The 17,579-nt window shown below is 69.4% G+C and carries 17 protein-coding genes; 13 read left to right on the top strand and 4 right to left on the bottom strand.

Annotated features, from left to right (window positions below; all coding sequences use genetic code 11):
* Positions 1–16: 16 nt before the first annotated feature.
* The 6 genes from ABZ345_RS33190 to ABZ345_RS33165 all read left to right on the top strand — a co-directional run bounded on the left by ABZ345_RS33190 (position 17) and on the right by ABZ345_RS33165 (position 4,265).
* Positions 17–982 carry a sugar kinase gene (locus ABZ345_RS33190; RefSeq protein ID WP_359857543.1) on the top strand — a complete coding sequence of 322 codons (966 nt, stop codon included), beginning with the start codon at positions 17–19 and terminating at the stop codon, positions 980–982.
* Positions 983–1,729 (top strand): IclR family transcriptional regulator, encoded by a 747-nt coding sequence (locus tag ABZ345_RS33185; RefSeq protein ID WP_359857540.1) that lies wholly within the window; start codon positions 983–985, stop codon positions 1,727–1,729. It abuts the gene before it with no gap.
* Between the two features lie 11 nt (positions 1,730–1,740).
* Positions 1,741–2,121, top strand: coding sequence for a Rid family detoxifying hydrolase (locus tag ABZ345_RS33180; protein ID WP_359857537.1), 381 nt, complete (start codon positions 1,741–1,743; stop codon positions 2,119–2,121).
* Between the two features lie 115 nt (positions 2,122–2,236).
* Positions 2,237–2,902, top strand: coding sequence for a hypothetical protein (locus ABZ345_RS33175; RefSeq protein ID WP_359857534.1), 666 nt, complete (start codon positions 2,237–2,239; stop codon positions 2,900–2,902).
* Positions 2,903–3,021: 119 nt separating this feature from the next.
* On the top strand, positions 3,022–3,612 hold the full coding sequence (locus ABZ345_RS33170; RefSeq protein WP_359857531.1) for a hypothetical protein: 591 nt from the start codon (positions 3,022–3,024) through the stop codon (positions 3,610–3,612).
* Positions 3,609–4,265 carry a hypothetical protein gene (locus tag ABZ345_RS33165; RefSeq protein ID WP_359857528.1) on the top strand — a complete coding sequence of 219 codons (657 nt, stop codon included), beginning with the start codon at positions 3,609–3,611 and terminating at the stop codon, positions 4,263–4,265. Before ABZ345_RS33170 ends, ABZ345_RS33165 begins: the two co-directional genes overlap by 4 nt.
* On the opposite strand, the gene ABZ345_RS33160 is transcribed toward ABZ345_RS33165, so the two are convergent.
* Positions 4,259–4,600: a recombinase RecA gene (locus ABZ345_RS33160; protein ID WP_359857525.1), complete on the bottom strand. Its 342-nt coding sequence runs from the start codon at positions 4,598–4,600 to the stop codon at positions 4,259–4,261. The two genes, ABZ345_RS33165 and ABZ345_RS33160, sit on opposite strands and share 7 nt — an antisense overlap.
* Positions 4,601–4,888: 288 nt before the next feature.
* On the opposite strand from ABZ345_RS33160, the gene infC reads away from it, so the two are divergent.
* From infC to ABZ345_RS33140, 4 genes are all read left to right on the top strand, one after another.
* Complete coding sequence (infC, locus tag ABZ345_RS33155; RefSeq protein WP_359857522.1) at positions 4,889–5,503, top strand: translation initiation factor IF-3; 615 nt, start codon at positions 4,889–4,891, stop codon at positions 5,501–5,503.
* Between the two features lie 51 nt (positions 5,504–5,554).
* A complete protein-coding gene (gene rpmI, locus ABZ345_RS33150; RefSeq protein WP_086663968.1) occupies positions 5,555–5,749 on the top strand; it encodes a 50S ribosomal protein L35 in 195 nt (64 codons plus the stop codon).
* A 77-nt stretch (positions 5,750–5,826) separates the two neighbouring features.
* Positions 5,827–6,216 carry a 50S ribosomal protein L20 gene (gene rplT, locus ABZ345_RS33145; RefSeq protein WP_086663967.1) on the top strand — a complete coding sequence of 130 codons (390 nt, stop codon included), beginning with the start codon at positions 5,827–5,829 and terminating at the stop codon, positions 6,214–6,216.
* A 77-nt stretch (positions 6,217–6,293) separates the two neighbouring features.
* Positions 6,294–7,052: an RNA methyltransferase gene (locus tag ABZ345_RS33140; protein WP_359857765.1), complete on the top strand. Its 759-nt coding sequence runs from the start codon at positions 6,294–6,296 to the stop codon at positions 7,050–7,052.
* Here ABZ345_RS33140 and ABZ345_RS33135 read toward each other — a convergent pair.
* A complete protein-coding gene (locus ABZ345_RS33135) occupies positions 7,040–8,179 on the bottom strand; it encodes a cytochrome P450 (RefSeq protein WP_359857518.1) in 1,140 nt (379 codons plus the stop codon). The two genes, ABZ345_RS33140 and ABZ345_RS33135, sit on opposite strands and share 13 nt — an antisense overlap.
* Positions 8,180–8,238: 59 nt before the next feature.
* Between ABZ345_RS33135 and ABZ345_RS33130 the strand changes: the two genes are divergently transcribed.
* Positions 8,239–9,132: a S41 family peptidase gene (locus ABZ345_RS33130; protein ID WP_359857515.1), complete on the top strand. Its 894-nt coding sequence runs from the start codon at positions 8,239–8,241 to the stop codon at positions 9,130–9,132.
* Here the strand turns inward: ABZ345_RS33130 and ABZ345_RS33125 are convergent.
* Both ABZ345_RS33125 and ABZ345_RS33120 read right to left on the bottom strand, forming a co-directional pair.
* Positions 9,129–11,831, bottom strand: coding sequence for a hypothetical protein (locus ABZ345_RS33125; protein WP_359857512.1), 2,703 nt, complete (start codon positions 11,829–11,831; stop codon positions 9,129–9,131). The two genes, ABZ345_RS33130 and ABZ345_RS33125, sit on opposite strands and share 4 nt — an antisense overlap.
* Complete coding sequence (locus ABZ345_RS33120) at positions 11,831–13,582, bottom strand: HSP90 family protein (protein ID WP_359857509.1); 1,752 nt, start codon at positions 13,580–13,582, stop codon at positions 11,831–11,833. The genes ABZ345_RS33125 and ABZ345_RS33120 overlap by 1 nt, the downstream gene beginning before the upstream one ends.
* 147 nt (positions 13,583–13,729) lie before the next feature.
* Here ABZ345_RS33120 and pheS point away from each other — a divergent pair, with 147 nt between their 5' ends.
* Together pheS and pheT are read left to right on the top strand one after the other, a co-directional pair.
* Positions 13,730–14,797 carry a phenylalanine--tRNA ligase subunit alpha gene (gene pheS / locus ABZ345_RS33115; protein ID WP_359857506.1) on the top strand — a complete coding sequence of 356 codons (1,068 nt, stop codon included), beginning with the start codon at positions 13,730–13,732 and terminating at the stop codon, positions 14,795–14,797.
* Between the two features lie 4 nt (positions 14,798–14,801).
* Positions 14,802–17,279 (top strand): phenylalanine--tRNA ligase subunit beta, encoded by a 2,478-nt coding sequence (gene pheT, locus ABZ345_RS33110; RefSeq protein WP_359857503.1) that lies wholly within the window; start codon positions 14,802–14,804, stop codon positions 17,277–17,279.
* Positions 17,280–17,579: the final 300 nt, after the last annotated feature.

Genomic DNA, 17,579 nt, shown 5'->3' with positions numbered 1-17,579 from the left:
CACCTCTGGAGCACGCATGCGGTTCGAACACGTCGGCGGTGTGGTGTGTCTCGGCGAGACCATGGTGATGATGGTTCCGGCTGAACCCGGTCCTGTGCATCTGGTGCGCACCTGGCACCGGGCCGTCGGTGGCGCCGAGTCCAACGTCGCCTGCCACCTCGCGCGCCTGGGAGTGCGGTCGTCGTGGGTCAGCGCGGTCGGTGACGACTCGTTCGGGCTCGCGGTGCTCGGCACGGTGCGCGGCTTCGGCGTCGACACCTCACGGGTGCGGATCGACGCGACCCGCCCGACCGGCCTCTACGTCAAGGAGGCCTCACCGGAGGGCAGCCCGGTGCGCTACTACCGGCGCGGCTCGGCGGCGTCCGGCATGGGCCTGGAGATGATCGACCGGCTCGGCCTCGGCGAGGTGAAGCTGGTGCATCTCAGCGGAATCACCGCCGCTTTGTCTGATTCGTGCCTCGCGATGATGCGAGAGCTGCTGCGCAGGCCGCGGCACGGGTTCAAGATCTCGTTCGACCTGAACTGGCGGCCCGCGCTGTGGGCCGATCGCGACCCGCGCGTGCTGCGGGAACTCGCGGACATGGCCGACGTGGTGCTGGCGGGCTCCGACGAGGCGGAACTGGTGTGGGGGACCGGCGATCCGGCCAGGCTGCGCAAGCTCCTGCCCGGGCCGTCCGCGCTGGTCGTGAAGCAGGGCGCGGAGGGGGCGACGCTGCTGGAAAGCGGTTCGTCGCACTTCGAACCGGCGCTGAAAGTCGAGGTCGTGGAGCCGGTCGGCGCCGGTGACGCGTTCGCGGCGGGGTTCCTCGCGGCTACCTTGGCGGGGGAGTCGCCCTCGGTCCGGCTGCGTGCGGGGCACCTGCAGGCGGCCTCCGCTTTGCTCACCGCCGAGGACGTCGGAGATCCTTTGCCGGACGACGTGACAGAACCGCTGCTGCACGCCGACCCGCAGACCTGGGCGTCCGCCCGCCTGGAGGTGTGAATGAGCCAGAGCCTCGACCGCGCGCTCACGCTGGTGAGCCAGCTCGCGACGGGCCCGAAGACGCTGGACGAACTGTCCGGCGTGATCGGTGTGCACAAGTCGACGACGCTGCGGTTGTTGCGCACGCTGGAGTCGCACCGGTTCGTGCAGCGCGACGGCGTGCACCACTACCGTCTCGGCACGGCGTTGTTCGACCTCGCCAACCTCGCCCTCGAGGAACGCGACGTCCGGCGTGCCGCCGAGCCCGCGTTGCGCGACCTCAACGCCCGCCTGGGCCACACCGTCCACCTCGCGTCCTACGAGGACGGTGAGGTGATCTACATCGACAAGTACGAGTCACGGCACCAGATGCGCATGTACTCGCGCATCGGCCGCCGGGCACCGTTGCACTGCACGGCCGTGGCGAAGATCCTGCTGGCCGACCTGCCCGCCGCGGCGTTGCAGAAGGTGCTGGCGACGATGGAGTTCCCGAGGCTGACGGCGAACACCATCATCGGCCCGACCGCGTACATGGCCGAGCTGGAACGGGTGCGCGCCAACGGATACGCCGTCGACAACGCCGAGCACGAGGACTTCATCCACTGCATCGGCGCGCCGATCAAGGGCGCGCGGGGTGAGGTGCTCGCGGCCGTGTCGATGTCGGTTCCCAAGGTGCTGCTCGACTTCGACGGGCTGCTCGCCCACCTTCCCGACCTGCTGGCCACCGCGGAAGCCGCGTCACTCGAGTGCGGTTACGTTCCAAGATAAGGGGAAACACGTTGTCCAAGGTTGAGATCAAGACCGCCGACGCGCCGCAGCCGGTGGCGAAGTTCTCGCAGGGTGTGCGCAAGGGCAACATCCTGCAGGTGGCCGGCCAGGTCGCGTTCGACCCGAAGTCGGGCGAGATCGTCGGCACCACCGTCGCCGAGCAGACGCGCCAGACGTTCGCGAACCTCCACGCGGTGCTGGCCGCCGGCGGCGCGTCCATCGACGACGTGGTGATGATCCGCGTCTACCTCACCGACACCTCGCACTTCGCTGAGCTGAACGAGGTCTACGGCGAGTTCGTGACCGAGCCCGCGCCCGCCCGCACGACCGTCTACGTCGGACTCCCGGCCGGTCTGCTGGTGGAGATCGACGCGCTGGCCGTCGTCGACTGAGCTGGCCTAATGGTCTGCTGACCGGAATTCGGCGCGCGGACCGCGATCGCCGAGTGCTTTGCTGATGGCGTGCCCTCCACTCGGGAGGCACGCCATCAGCGGGTTGGAGGCCCCGGTGATCTCGGAGAAGGCCAACTTCCGGATGCGGGCGGCGCTGCACGCGATCAGGCCCGGTGCCGTCGTCCTGCCGGATTCGCTCGCCGCGATCGTCGCGAATGGATGGATCGAGCACCCGTCGGGCGCCTACCTGCTGCGGTCGATGTTCGAGGGCTACTGCAGGGACGGGCCCGGCGACGACCTGCTGGGGTACGAGGCGCGGGTCAACGGCTGGGGGATTCCGGGGATGGACGACCTGGCCGAGTTGCTGGGCGTGTCGATGGCCTACGCGCGGGCGTGCCTGCGAGTAGCGAACCGCCCTGTCACCGCGTTGTTCTCCATCTCCGAGCCGTACGACAACGTCATTCCGGTGACGACGAAGGTGACGTTCTGGGTTGAGCGGCCCGGAGTTCCGTATCTGCGGGAGTTCGAGAACGACGGTCAGCCGTTGATGGTGCTGAGCAGCGAGGAGACCGACTTCCTGTACGCGTCCGGCGACGAGCAGGAGAAGGCGATGGCCGAGACCGCGGAAGCGCTCGGACGGGAAGGTCTCACCAGGCAGGAGGCGGTCGCCAGGGTCAACGAGTTCTGGGGCGAGCCGAGCCGGCGGTGGGCGCTGCTGTACGGCGGCTGGATAGGGCAGCAGACGGGCGAGCACTGGGCGCGGCTCATCGTGAAGGCCTAGGCGTGCAGATCTCGTTGTCGTTGCCGTTTTCCATTGGCCGGCGAAGCACTTTCTTCTCTCTCGTCCCGCAGCCGACGTGATCATCGACGACTGATGGGTCACGTGACAGCATCCACGTCATGAAGTGGTACGCGGACCGACCCGCCAGGCTCACGCGTCAGCTGATCGCCGACCTCCTCGCCGTGGCCTGGGTGGCCACCTGGCTCTGGGTGGCCACCACCGCCCACGACTGGGTTCTCGAACTGAGAGCTCCCGGCGATGGCCTGGTCAACGCGGGCGGCGACATCCGCGACGTCTTCACCAACGCGGCCAGCAAGGCCCGGGGCGTTCCGTTCGTGGGCGACGACCTGTCCGGGGCACTGGGCAACGGCAGCAAGGCCGGGGAGACGCTCATCGGGGTCGGCAACACCCAGATCGGTGTGGTGCAGGACACCGCGTTCTGGCTTCAGGTGGCCATCATCACGATTCCGGTCCTGTTCCTGTTGATCACGTGGCTGCCGGTCAGGCTCAACTACGCGCGCAAGGCCGCCAACACCGCGAAGCTGCGGAACAAGCCCGACCTGCTCGCCCTGAGAGCGCTTACCAGCCTGAAGCCGAAGGAACTCGCCAAGTTCGACCAGGACCCCGCGGTTGGCTGGCGGACGGGCGACCTCGACGTCATCGAAGAGCTGGCCAAGAGGCAGCTCGCGGCGCTGGGAGTGCGGGCATGATCGCGCTCTCGGTGATCGCGGCGGTCGTCGCCATGTGCGCCACGGCGATCGCGTTGTGGCAGGCCAAGGATGCGAAGAACGCCCAGGAGGCCGCCAGGAAGTCCGAGGAGGCCGCCGGGAGGTCCGAGGCGGAGGCGCAGGCCGCGCGCAGGGCCGTCGAACAGGCCGCGACGAGCGCGCTGCAGGCCAAGACGGCTCTGGAAGAAGCCAAGAAGGTCGCGGAAGACACCAAGCAGGCCGCCGCGCAGGCCCAGGAGGCGGCGGAAGCGTCGAGGATGCTCGCGGACGAGGCGCAGCGCACGGCCCAGCAGGCGACGCAACAGGTCAACGACCTGACGGAGAGCCTCAACGCGGAACGCATGAGGCGGGGCATGCCGACGTTCGCGATCACGCCCGGCGCGCCCGACGAGTTCCGGCTCAGCTACTTCGGCGGGCCCGCGGTCATCGAGCAGCTCACGGTGTCCGTGGTGCCGGGCTCACGCGTCCTCGGTCTCTCCCAGTACGACGAGCCCCCGGCCGAGCACCTCGCGCTCGGCCCGCTGTACAACGGCAGCGCCATCACGTTCAGGGCGGCCAGCGGCCAGCGGGCCAGCGCGGTGTTCCAGATCAGGGCCGAGCCGTGGGAGCCCGTCGTCGTCAGAGCGGATCAGTAGACCGGGCCGGTGTACTTCTCGCCGGGACCCTGGCCGGGCTCGTCCGGCACCGCGGAGGCCTCGCGGAACGCGCGCTGCACGGACTGCAGGCCGTCCTTCAGGGGCGCGGCGTGCGGGCCGAGGTACTCGCCGGAGGCGGTGATCAGGCCGGCCAGGGCCGTGATCAGGCGGCGGGCTTCGTCCAGGTCGCGGCGCGGCGAGTCGTCGGGGTCCGGGTCGGCGAGGCCGAGGCGTTCGGCGGAGGCGGACAACAGCATCACGGCCGCCCGGCTGATCACCTCGATGCTGGGAACATCACCCAGGTCACGGACACTGTCTTCAAGCGGATCGGTCACCCCGACATTCAAGCAAGCCGACGTCACAGGGCCGCGATTCGGGGGTTGACAAGGGCGTCTGCTACTATTTCGGACGCGACCAGCTCTCGTTAGTGCGAGAGCGGCAAGTGGAGCCCCGCTCCCACCCGCGATCACCGCTTCTTGAGGTGGCCGGGTCCGGTCATCCTGGCAGTCAGGGCGCACGGGCGTCCGAGCAGGCAGGTTTGTGATCGGTCGGAAGCGGGCCCTGTCGTCGACATCGACGACGGGGCTCTTGTCTTTGGCGCAAACGAGTCTTAAAGGACGTGAATGACAAGTCCCTCGAACCGAGGTGCTCCTGTGAGCACCGAGCCGCGCATCAATGACCGCATCCGCGTGCCTGAGGTCCGACTGGTCGGGCCGAACGGCGAGCAGGTCGGGATCGTTCGCATCGAGGACGCGCTCCGACTCGCGCAGGAAGCGGATCTGGACCTCGTCGAGGTCGCCGCGCAGGCTCGACCGCCGGTCTGCAAGCTCATGGACTACGGCAAGTTCAAGTACGAGACGGCGCAGAAGGCTCGCGAGTCTCGTCGGAACCAGCAGCTGACTGTGATCAAGGAGCAGAAGCTCCGGCCGAAGATCGACCCGCACGACTACCAGACGAAGAAGGGCCACGTGGCCCGCTTCCTCTCGCACGGGAACAAGGTCAAGGTGACCATCATGTTCCGCGGTCGAGAGCAGTCGCGCCCCGAGCTCGGCTACCGGTTGCTGCAGAAGTTGGCGGAGGACGTCGCGGAGCTCGGCTTCGTGGAGTCCAACCCGAAGCAGGACGGCCGCAACATGATCATGGTGTTGGCGCCGCACAAGAACATCAAGCCGCGTTCGGCCAAGCAGGACCAGGACGACGCCGTCGAAGGTGACGACGCCGCCGAAGCCGCCGAGTAGAACGCATTGCCCCGCCCCCGACCCGGTGGGTAGCACGAGACGAGGACGGAAATGCCGAAGAACAAGACGCACAGCGGGACCTCGAAGCGCTTCAAGGTCACCGGCAGCGGCAAGATCCTCCGGGAGAAGGCCGGCAAGCGCCACATCCTGGAGAAGAAGTCCAGCAAGGTGACGCGTCGCATGAGCGGCACCGCGGTCGTGTCGGAGAACGACGCGCCGCGCATCAAGAAGCTGCTCGGTCTCTGACCCGCTTCGTATCCCCTAGCTAATTTCGGGAACCGGAGCCCCGACTCCGTTCCCCATGAGATCGACAGGATGGACCCGTGGCACGCGTCAAGCGGGCTGTAAACGCCCAGAAGAAGCGTCGTACCACCCTTGAGCTGGCGAGCGGTTACCGCGGCCAGCGCTCGAGGCTGTACCGCAAGGCCAAGGAGCAGGTGCTCCACTCGCTCAACTACGCGTACCGCGACAGGCGTGCGCGCAAGGGCGACTTCCGCAAGCTGTGGATCCAGCGGATCAACGCCGCCGCCCGCGCGAACGGGATGACCTACAACCGTCTCATCCAGGGCCTTCGCCTGGGTGGCGTCGAGGTCGACCGCAAGATCCTCGCGGACCTCGCCGTGCACGACGCCAACGCCTTCTCGGCTCTCGTCGAGATCGCCCGCGGCGCCCTGCCCGCAGACGTGAACGCTCCGGCCGGGGACCAGGCCTGAGCCAGCACGATCGCCGACACCGACCCGAGGCAGCTCCGTTCACCGAACGGACGCCTCGGGTCGTTGCTGCGCGCCACCTGACGCGTCGCCAGGGCCGTGACAAGGCGGGGCGTTTCCTCGTCGAGGGCGCCCAGGCCGTGCGTGAGGCACTCGCCTGGAAGTCCGGCGAGGTGCACGAGCTCTTCTTCACCGCGACGGCCGCGGAACGCAACGCCGACCTGCTCCGGACCGCCGAAGAATCAGGCGTCCGGATCACCGAGGTCACCGACAAGGCCGCCGAGTCGCTGTCGGAAACCGTGACGCCCCAGGGCCTCGTCGCGGTCTGCGACCTCGTGCCGCAGCCGCTCGACCAGGCGCTGCAGGGCACCCCGCGGCTCGTCGCCGTGCTCTACGGCGTGTCGGACCCCGGCAACGCGGGCACCGTCACGCGCGTGGCGGACGCGGCCGGTGCCGACGCGGTGATCTTCGCGGGCGACACGGTCGATCCGCACAACGGCAAGTGCGTGCGCGCCTCCACGGGCTCGCTCTTCCACCTGCCGATCGCGCGTTCCCGTGACGCCGCAGAGGTTTTCGCCGCCTGCCGCACCGCGGGCCTCAAGCTCGTCGCCGCCGACGGCTACGCGAAGACCGACCTCGTCGAAGCCTCTGTCAAGGGTGAGCTGAAGCAGCCCACCGCGTGGGTGTTCGGCAGCGAGGCCCACGGTCTGCCCGACGACGTGGTGGCTTCCCTCGACACCTCGCTGAAGGTGCCGCTGTACGGGGCCGCCGAGAGCCTCAACCTCGCGACGGCCGCCGCTGTCTGCCTCTACGCCTCGGCGCGGGATCAGCGCAGCTGAACGGGAAGCGACTCGATCCCCCGGGTCATCTTCCCGCCGCTCCACTGTGGACGGAAGCCGGGTTCGAACCGGTAGTCCGGCATCAGGCTCAGCACCTCCTCGGCGACGATCCGCATCTCCAGCAACGCGAGATGCTCGCCCACACACCGGTGCACGCCGTACCCGAACGCCAGGTGCGGATTGCGGTCGCGCTCACAGCTGAACTCGGCCGGCCGCGCGAACACCGCCGGATCGTGGTTGGCCGCGTTGAGCACCGCCAGCACCCGCCCGCCGTCCGGCAACTTGGTCCGCGCGATCCCCACCACCGGCGACTCGATCCGCAGGCACTCCTCGACCATCCGCGGGATCAACTCCGGCTGCTCGAGAACCCGTGAGCGCAGCCCGTCAACGGTCGGCAGGAAGTAGAGCATCGCGCTGAGCCCGTGCACGGTCGTCTCGTGCCCGGCGATGATCAGGAACACGAACATCCCGATCTGCTCCTCCGGCGACAGCGGCCGTCCGTCCACGGTCCCGTCCGCGATCGCCAGCGCCACCGTGTCCGCTCCCGCCGCGCGCTGCCGTTCGAGCTGGTCGGCGATGTAGCCCTTGAACTCCTGCAACGCCAGGTCGCCGTCCTCCCGCTCCCCGGTGCGCGCGGCCAGGAAAAGCCTGTCCACCCACCCGAGGAACAGCGACCCGTCCTCGGGCGGCATGCCCAGGATCAACGCGATCGCGGCCGGCGGCAGGTAGTGCGCGAGCGAGGGCACCAGGTCGACGTCCCCCTTCGCCACCAGCTCCTTGATCCGGTGACGGACCAACGTCCGCAACGTGTCGTCGTACTGCGCCACGGCCGTGCGCGTGAAGTGCCGCTGCAGGATCTTGCGGTACATGGTGTGCAGCGGCGGGTCGAAGTCGATGGGAGGCTTCCCGGTCATCGTCAGCCGCGGGATCGCGATGCCGTCGACTGAGCTGTACGTGCCGTGGTCGCCCAGGATCTGCTTGATCGTGTCGTAGGTGAGCGCCGCCGTGAACCCACCATGCTTGGTCGAATGCACGACAGGACACTGCGCGCGCAGGCCGGCCAACACCTCGTTCAACGGGTTGGCCAACAACGGGTCGATGTGGTCGAACTGCCAGTCGGGATGCACACACGCAATCACGCCGAAAATCCGCTCGCGGTTCGCAGTGCGTCTCGTATCGTGTGCCGGTGCGTGAACCAGAGATCGACCTCCTGTGCTCCCAGCTAGCCTCCTACTACGTCTTCCCGGACACGGCCAACGAGATCATCACCGTGTTGCGCACCCGGCTGGCCGAGGGTGCCTACGCCGACGCGACGGACGACGAGGAGTTCGCGACCAGGGTCACGAAGGACCTGCAGTCGGTCAACGGCGACAAGCACCTTCGCCTGCTCCACAGCGAGGCCGAGGTCCCTGACAACGGTCAGGAGTTCGCCTGGGACCAGGAGGCGTACCAGAAGGAAGCGGAGCAGGACGCGTTCGGCATCACCAGGATCGAGCGCCTCGAGGGCAACATCGGCCTGCTCAAACTCCGCATGCTGCACGACGCCGAGATCGCGACGCCCGCCATCACCGCGGCCATGAACCTCGTCGCCCACACCGACGCACTGATCATCGACCTGCGCGACAACGTCGGCGGCGACCCCAACACGGTGGCGCTGATCTGCAGCTACCTGTTCGACGAGCGCCTGCACCTCAACGACATCTACGACCGCCCGCAGGACAAGACCGAGCAGTACTGGACGCTGCCGCACGTGCCGGGCCCGAAGTTCGGCGGCAAGAAGCCGATCTACGTCCTCACCAGCAGCAGGACGTTCTCCGCCGCCGAGGAGCTGAGCTACAACCTCCAGCAGACCAAGCGCGCCACCCTCATCGGCGAGACCACGAGGGGAGGCGCCCACCCCGGCAGCCGCTACCGGGTCGGCCCGCACCTCAAGTCCGCGGTCCCCAACGGCCGTTCGATCAACCCGATCTCCGGCACGAACTGGGAGGCCGTCGGCGTGGTCCCGCACATCGCGGTGCCGGCGGACGAGGCGTTCGAGGTCGCCTACGAGAAGGCGACCTCGAAGGACCCCAGCGACTAGTCCAGCCGAGCGGTCAGTTCGCGCACGAGCGGATCGGTGCCGGACGGCTTGTTCTGGCGCCGCAACGCCTCCGAGAGCACCGACAGCACGTTCCCGACCTGGGTGTCGTCGGGCAGCAGCGATGCCGCCCGGCGCGCCTCGGCCTCCGCGCCCTCGGCGTCGTCCGCCCCCAGCAGCACGTTCGCCGCCCGCAGCACGATGAACACCCGCCAGCCCTCGTCTCCCAGCGACACCACCAGCGCCTCGGCGTCGCGGTAGTGCTTCATCGCCAGCGCGAACTCACCGGCCTGCCCGTGCACCCACGCGCGGATCGCGACGATCTCCGCCTGCCTGCGCGCCACCTCGCTCGGATCGTCCAGCGACGCCAGCAACGCCTCGGCCTCGTCGACGGCCGCACGGGTCTCGCGGACCTCCTCGTCCGGCAACGCGGACGCCAGCTCGATCAGTGAGCCGATCGCCTCCGAGACGTCGCCCTCCTGCTGCCACAACGCGGCGGCCGCCCGCCACGACGCGGTGGCCTCCTCGTGCTTGTGCGCGCGGGCCTGCACCGAGGCGAGCGCGTCCAGCAGGAACGCCCGGCGCCCCACTTCCTCGGGCGGCAGCAGCTCCGCCGCCTCGCGCAGATACCGTTCGGCGGCGGGGAGCTCACCCAGCCTGCGGCACACCTGCCCGAGCCGGAACACCACCTGCAGTCGCAGGTCCTCCTGACCTTCCTGGAGCAGCCGCAACGACTCCTCCAGCACTTCGGCGGCCTCGACGAACCGGTCCGTCTGCACGTACCCGCCGCTCAGCGCGAAGCAGAAGTGCGCGGTGTGGCCGGGGGACAGGTGCACGCGCGAGACCGCCACGGCCTCGCGCAGGTCGGCAAGACAGGCCGCTTCCTGGTCCAGTTCCTGGATCGACGCCACCTGGTACCAGCGCGCCTCGGACGCTTCCGGCAGCGGGAACGCCGCCACGAACTCCCGTGCGGTCGCCAGCGCTTCGGGCACCTTGCGCAGCAGGGTCTCCAGCCGCAACCGCAGCCGGTAGCCCTCGAACCGCGCGCTCACCGGCAGCTCGCCCGCCATCGCCGCCACGACGTCCGCGTACGCGCCTTCGAGATCCTGTTGCCGCGCACGGTGTTCCGCCGCCTCGACGAGGACCCGGCCGCGCAGCTCCGGAACGTCCAAAGAGGACGCGAGTGCGATCATCTCCGACGCCCGCTCGTGCGAGTGCGCCTCGTCCAGCAGTTCGGCCAGCGTCAACGCCGCGATCGCCCGCGTGAAGTCGGACTCGGCCTCGGCCAGGCACCGCTCGGCCGTCTCCATGCCGTCCTCGAGCCCGATCGCCATCCGCGCCCGGTACCGCAGCGCGAGATCGTGCGGCAGCACCGCGAGCAGCGAGTCGAACGCGTCGGTGTCGAACGGCACGAGCCCCGTCGTCATCCGCCGGATGCCCGCGTGCGCCGCGAGATCGGGCGGCAGCAACGCGTCCATGTCGGCGGGCAGCGAGTCGAGCATCCGCCGCGCCTTCACGAAGTCGCCCTGCTCGTACAGCGTCACCATGGCCTGGGCGATCTCCACGGGATCGCCGAACACCACGGGCTCCTCCACCACCTCGGTGGCCGCCGCGGGAGGGACCGCCAGCGGCACGGGGGAGTAGTCGGCCCGCTGCAACGCCTCCGTCACCCGCGTTACCCACGCCGGCGTCCCGTTGCGCGCGTCGAACGCCTGGGCCAGCTCGAGCGCCCGCGCCGTGAGCCGGTCGAGCAACGCGGCGGCGGTCAGCGTGCCCACCGAAGGCACCTCGAACACCGTGTCGGCGGGAATCCGTTGCAGCAGAACGGAAGCGGACTGCGCGAACGACATCTCGTCGGCGGGCAGCTGGGTCGCGGTGACCTTGTGCAGCGACCGGCGCAGGATCTCCTCGCCCCGCGCGACGTTGCCCGTCAACGCGCAGAACCGGATGTGCTCGTGCACGTACGACGTGATGTCGTCTTCCTTGATCAACCGGTACGCCGTCGTGTGCGCGTGGGCGGCCCGCTCGACGTCCCCGATCTCCAGCAATGGCCACAGCAGCGCGGTCAGGATGCCCTGCGGCTGCGTGGAACAGCCGGAGTCGCCGGACAACCCCTCCCAGCCGTGCGTGGCGGCTTCCTGGAACCGGCCCAGCCGGGCCAGCATCCAGACCTGCTCCTCCACCACGCAGGCCGCGCAGTCCGCCATCGGCCCGCGCTCGGTGGCCAGGTACTTGCCGAGGTGCTCGGCGAGGCCCGTCATGTCACCGACGTGGTACGCGTGCTCGGCGCGAGCCCCGTGCACCGGCTGCACCGAGTACCCGCGCTGCCCGTAGCGGTCGGCGAGCTGCCGGATCACCGACTGCATCTGCTCCAGCGAGAACCGGGGGTCGCGCCGCAACCCGCTGCCGATCCACTTGTGCGCCCAGTCCAGCCGGTGCCGCTCGTTGTCGTCGAACGACTCCGGGTCCTTCTCCTGCGCGGTCAGCGCCCAGGCGAACGGCGCGAGCATCAGGTCGTAGCGCGACAGGTAGTAGGCCGAGTCCAGCAACGCGATCCGGCACGACACCCCGAGCGGCAGGTGCCCCAGCGCGTCGGACATGCGCGCGGCACGTTCCAGCGCCTCGTGCTTCGGCATGCCGGTGGGCATGTTGTACGCCTCGACGAACGCTCTTTCGGCGTCCTCGTTGGTGAAGTCGCTCATCACTTGCCCCCCACGGCGCGGTCCAGCAGTTCCAGGAACGAACGGTTGAGCGCCGCCGTGTCCTTCGGTCGCATCGCTCGCCGAGCCTGCAGAACGGCGTGCACGTAAAGAGACTCGAGCGTCAGCTCGACCAGAGCGGGGTCGTTCAGCCGTGCCAGCCGCTGCACGAGCGGGTTGCGGCAGTTCAGCACCAGCTGCTCCGGTCGTGCCGAACCCGAGTCCGCGGTCAGCTGTCCCAGCAGCTCCGCCCACAACGGGTCCGAGACCTCCTCGGCGGTCTGCTCGGTGTCGAGCTTGCGCTGCTGCTCCGCGTTGCTGATCAGCAATGCCGGCAACGAGACCGGGTCGAAGTCGCGGATCACCGCGTCGCAGTCGTGCCGCTCCAGCGCCGCCGCGCCCTCGGACAGCCGCAGCCGCAACGCCGTCTCGATGTCCGGCTCCGGATCGGCCAGCGCCGCCAGCAATTCCGACGGAGCGACCCGGCGTGCGATGGACGGACCGTCCAACGCGCTCAGCCGGTTCAGCAGCTCCAGGTCGTAGGCGTAGCCGGCGTTCACGAGCCCCAGCCCCTGGGCGGCCGCGACCGGTGCCAGCTGGTGGAACTCGTCGACGTCGGGGATGTAGAGGATCGCGCCGTGCTTGCGCCTGAACTGCCGCAACGGGAGCGGCCCGTCCGTCGTCTCGAACGGCAGCCAGCGCTCGACCAGCCGCAGCATCTCGTCGTCGGACCGCGCCAGCGACTTGATGCCCAGGTGGTGCGCGGCCAGCAGCTCACTGGCGCGGCGCGGTTCGATCGCGTCCAGCCTGATCAGCCAGTCGCGGATCTGCTCGCCCAGCTCCTCGCGCACCGCCAGCAGCGTCTCGTCCTGGTACAGCGACTCGCGCGACGCCGTCGGCCGGATCGCGGAAGCGTCGACCACGCACCGCACGAAGTACGCCCAGTCCGGCAGCAGGCCCTCGACGTTGTCGCCGACCAGCATCCGCTTCAGGTAGACCCGGTGCGTCTGCCGCGTCCCGGGATGCACGCCCTCCGGCAGGACGAACGCGATGCCGGTGAGTCCCGCGGCCTCGACCTCGATCGGGATCGCCTCGAACGGCGTGAACCCGAAGATCTGCTCGCAGTACGCCGAGAGGTCCGCGTCCTCGTCGTCCCACGGCCGCTCGCCCCGCGTGACAGCCGTGCCGTCCAGCGTCACGACGGCGGGGAGCAGATCGCCGTAGTCGCTGACCAACGGCCGCACGACGTCCGCCTCGAGCCAGTGTTCGTTGCCGTGCGAGGCCGCGAGCACGACCGTCGTCCCGATCGGCACCTCACCCTCCACGACGGAAACCGTGTAGTTGCCGGAGGAATCCGCTTCCCAGCGCACCCCGGAACCACCGCGAGCGGACCGGGTGATGACCGTCACCGAAGAAGCCACGAGGAAGCACGACAGCATGCCGACGCCGAACTGCCCGAGGAACCCTTCGCGGGCGAACCCCAGCTCATCGCGCTTCGAGGTGCGGCCGAGCGTCGACAACAGTTCGTGCACCTCGTCCTCGGTGAGCCCCACACCGGTGTCGGTGATCCTGAGCTCCGAGCCGCAGGTGATCGTCACCTCGGCGGGGCACGACGGGTCGAGCTCACGCCGCGCCGTGATCGCGTCGACGGCGTTCTGCAGCAGTTCCCGCACGTAGACGCGCGGGCTGCTGTAGAGGTGATGGCTGAGCAGGTCGATGATGCCGCGCAGGTCGACGCGGAAAGTGTGCGACATGATGCCGCCATCCTAGAGATCGGCGAGGGGCCGGTGCCGCCCTTTAATGGAACGTCCGGGAGCGGTCAAGAGCGCACCCACTAGGATCGGTCTGCTGAGTACCTGATGTCCGCGGGTGGAATTAAGACTGGGAGCTGTTGTCCAACCATGTCCGGAGCCAACGACCCGTACGACCCCAAGGAGGTCGCGGCGCTGTCGGCCGAGAACCTCGACGCGGCCGTGCAGAAGGCGCGCGAGGCGTTCGCCGGAGCTGCCGACCTCGAGGCCCTGGCGGCGGTCAAGCCGGGCCACCTGGGTGACCGGTCGCCCGTGCTGCTGGCCCGCCGTGAGATCGGTGCACTGCCGCCCAAGGCGAAGGCCGAGGCCGGCAAGCGGGTGAACGAGGCGCAGTCCGCGATCAAGACCGCGTTCGACGAGCGCCACGCCGTGCTCCAGGTCGAACGCGACGAGCGGGTGCTGCGCGACGAGTCCGTCGACGTCACGCTGCCCTGGGACCGTTTCCCCCGCGGCGCGCGCCACCCGATCACCACCCTCGCCGAGCGCATCGGCGACGTCTTCGTGGCCATGGGCTACGAGATCGCCGAGGGGCCCGAGCTCGAGACCGAGTGGTTCAACTTCGACGCGCTGAACTTCGGCAAGGACCACCCGGCCCGCTCGATGCAGGACACGTTCTACATCGCGCCCGCCGACTCCGCGCTGGTCCTGCGCACGCACACCTCGCCGGTGCAGGCCCGCACGCTGCTGGACCGCGAGCCGCCGGTGTACGTCGTGTGCCCCGGCCGCACGTTCCGCACCGACGAGCTCGACGCGACGCACACCCCGGTGTTCCACCAGGTCGAGGGTCTCGCGGTCGACAAGGGCCTGACCATGGGCCACCTCAAGGGCACCCTGGACGCCTTCGCGCGCGCCATGTTCGGCGAGGACTCGAAGACCCGTCTGCGGCCGAGCTTCTTCCCCTTCACCGAGCCGTCGGCCGAGGTCGACGTGTGGTTCCCGGAGAAGAAGGGCGGCGCCGGCTGGGTCGAGTGGGGCGGCTGCGGCATGGTCAACCCCAACGTCCTGCGCGCCACCGGCGTCGACCCGGACGTCTACTCCGGCTTCGCGTTCGGCATGGGCCTCGAGCGCACCCTGCAGTTCCGCAACGGCCTTCCCGACATGCGCGACATGGTCGAGGGCGACATCCGCTTCACCCAGCCATTCGGAACGGAGGCCTGATCCGGTGCGCATTCCGGTCAGCTGGCTGGTCGAACACCTCGGTTTCGACGAAGTCCCCACACCCGACGAGCTCGCCGACGCGTTCACCCGCATCGGCATCGAGGTCGAGGAGGTGAGCCCGCTCGGTCCCGTGACCGGCCCGATCGTCGCCGGTCGCGTCGTCGCCATCGAGGAGCTCACCGAGTTCAAGAAGCCGATCCGCTACTGCCAGGTCGAGGTCGGCCCGGAGCAGGTCAACAACATCATCTGCGGCGCCACGAACTTCGTCGAGGGCGACTCGGTCGTCGTCGCGCTGCCCGGTGCCGTGCTGCCCGGTGGCTTCGAGATCGCCGAGCGCAAGACGTACGGCCGCGTGTCGCAGGGCATGATCTGCGCCTCCGACGAGCTCGGGATCGGCGACGACCACTCCAGCATCCTCGTGCTGCCCACCGGCACCTCGCAGCCCGGCGACGACGCGCTGGAACTGCTCGGTCTCACCGACACGGTCATCGAGCTCGCGCCGACCCCGGACCGCGGCTACGCGTTCTCGGTCCGCGGCCTGGCCCGCGAGATCGCCTGTGCGCTCGACGTGCCGTTCGGCGACCCCGGTGTCGTCGAGATCCCCGAGGCCGAGGGCGAGGTGTGGCCGGTCCACATCGAGGACCGCACCGGCTGCTCGCGGTTCGTGGCACGTCGCGTCACCGGTGTCGATCCCACGGTGCCCACGCCGTGGTGGATGCGCCGCCGCCTGATGCTCGCGGGCATCCGCTCGATCTCGCTGCCGGTCGACATCACGAACTACGTGATGCTCGAGCTCGGCCAGCCGCTGCACGCGTTCGACGCGGCCTCGATCCAGGGTGCTTTGAAGGTCCGGCGCGCTGTCGCCGGCGAGAAGCTCACGACGCTGGACGGCTCGGTGCGCGCTCTGGACCCCGACGACATCGTGATCGCCGACGACTCCGGCGTGATCTCGCTGGCCGGTGTCATGGGTGGCGCGTCCACGGAGGTCCAGGACTCGTCCTCGGACATCCTGCTGGAGGCCGCGAACTGGGACCCGGCGTCCATCGCGCGCACGGTCCGCCGCCACAAGCTGCCGTCCGAGGCCGCCAAGCGCTTCGAGCGCACGGTCGACCCGGCGTTGGCTCCGGTGGCGCTGGAACGGGCGGCCAAGCTGCTCAACCACTACGCCGAGGGCCAGATCAAGCCGGGCCGCACCGACGTCGGTGTGCCCGCGCTGCCCGAGCCGGTGTCGATGCCGATCGACCTGCCGGACCGCGTCGCGGGCGTCCCCTACGCGCGGGGTGTCACGGCCCGTCGTCTGGGCCAGATCGGGTGCCAGGTCTCGGTGACCACGTCCGACGACGGTCAGACGATCGTCACGGCCGTGCCGCCGACGTGGCGCGCCGACCTCGTGCAGCCCGCCGACCTGGTGGAGGAGGTGCTGCGTCTCGAGGGCTACGACACGATTCCCTCGACGCTGCCGCCCGCTCCCGCCGGGCGTGGCCTGACCGAGCAGCAGCGCCGTCGCCGCACGGTGTGGCGCACGCTGGCCGAGGACGGTTTCGTCGAGGTCAAGCCGTTCCCGTTCATCGACCCGTCGGTGTTCGACGCCTTCGGTCTGGCGGCGGACGACATCCGCCGCAACACCGTCGGCGTGCTGAACCCGTTGGAGGCGGACAAGAACGTCCTCGCGACGACGCTGCTGCCGGGTCTGCTGGAGACGTTGCAGCGCAACCTGGCCCGCGGTGCTCGCGATGTCGCGCTGTACAACGTCGCGCAGGTGACTTTGCCGCGCGCGCAACAGGTTCCGGTGCCGTCGCTGGGTGTCGACCGCCGTCCCACCGAGGCCGAGGTGGCCTCGCTGCAGGCCGCGCTGCCGCAGCAGCCGCTGCACGTCGCGGGTGTCCTCACGGGCCACCGCGAGCTGGCCGGCTGGTGGGGCAAGGGCCGCATGGCCACCTGGTCGGACGCCGTGGAGGCAGCTCGCCGGGTCGGTGCCGCGTACGGGGTGACGCTGCGGGTCGTGGCGTCGGACCTGCTGCCGTGGCACCCCGGTCGTTGTGCGGAACTGCGCGTCGGCGACTGGCCGGTGGGCCACGCGGGCGAGCTGCACCCGAAGGTGGTCGAGGCGCTGGGCCTGCCCAAGCGGACCGTGGCGTTCGAGCTCGACCTCGACGCGCTGCCGCTGGAGGACCACCGCCCTGCCCCGATGGTGTCGCCGTACCCGCCGGTGCTGCTGGACGTGGCGCTCGTCGTGGACGCCTCCGTGCCGGTGCAGTCGGTGTCGGAGGTTCTCGGCGGTTCCGCGGGCGAGCTGCTGGAGGACATCCGCCTGTTCGACGTGTACACGGGCGAGCAGGTGGGTGAGGGCAAGAAGTCGCTCGCGTACTCCCTGCGGTTCCGCGCGCCGGACCGCACGCTGACGGTGGAGGAGGCGACGTCGGCCCGTGACGCGGCCGTCGCAGCCGCCGGAGAACGCCTCGGGGCTGCTCTCCGCGCGTGAGTTCTCGACGACGGCGGTCATGACGGGTAATTCGTCGTGGCCGCCGTTTTTGTTGCTTCTTGCGGTTTCCACGCGTGACGGGCGCAGTCTGATACAGACGTAGCGACAAATAGTGTGCATATCTCTTCGGACACCCGATCTGTTACACTCGGTGAGACCCGAGATTCTTCGAAGATCTTGGGTTTTTTCGCGCAAGCAACGCGCTGACCTCTAGCCCGCGTACGCGAGTAACCGATCCATGCCGGTTGACAACAGTGCCGGGCGGGTCCTTCTTCTGGGGTCTTGTGCACGCTGTGTAGT

The organism is Lentzea sp. NPDC005914 (assembly GCF_040629405.1).
Lineage (GTDB): Bacteria > Actinomycetota > Actinomycetes > Mycobacteriales > Pseudonocardiaceae > Lentzea.
This window is presented reverse-complemented; position numbering and strand designations above follow the sequence as displayed.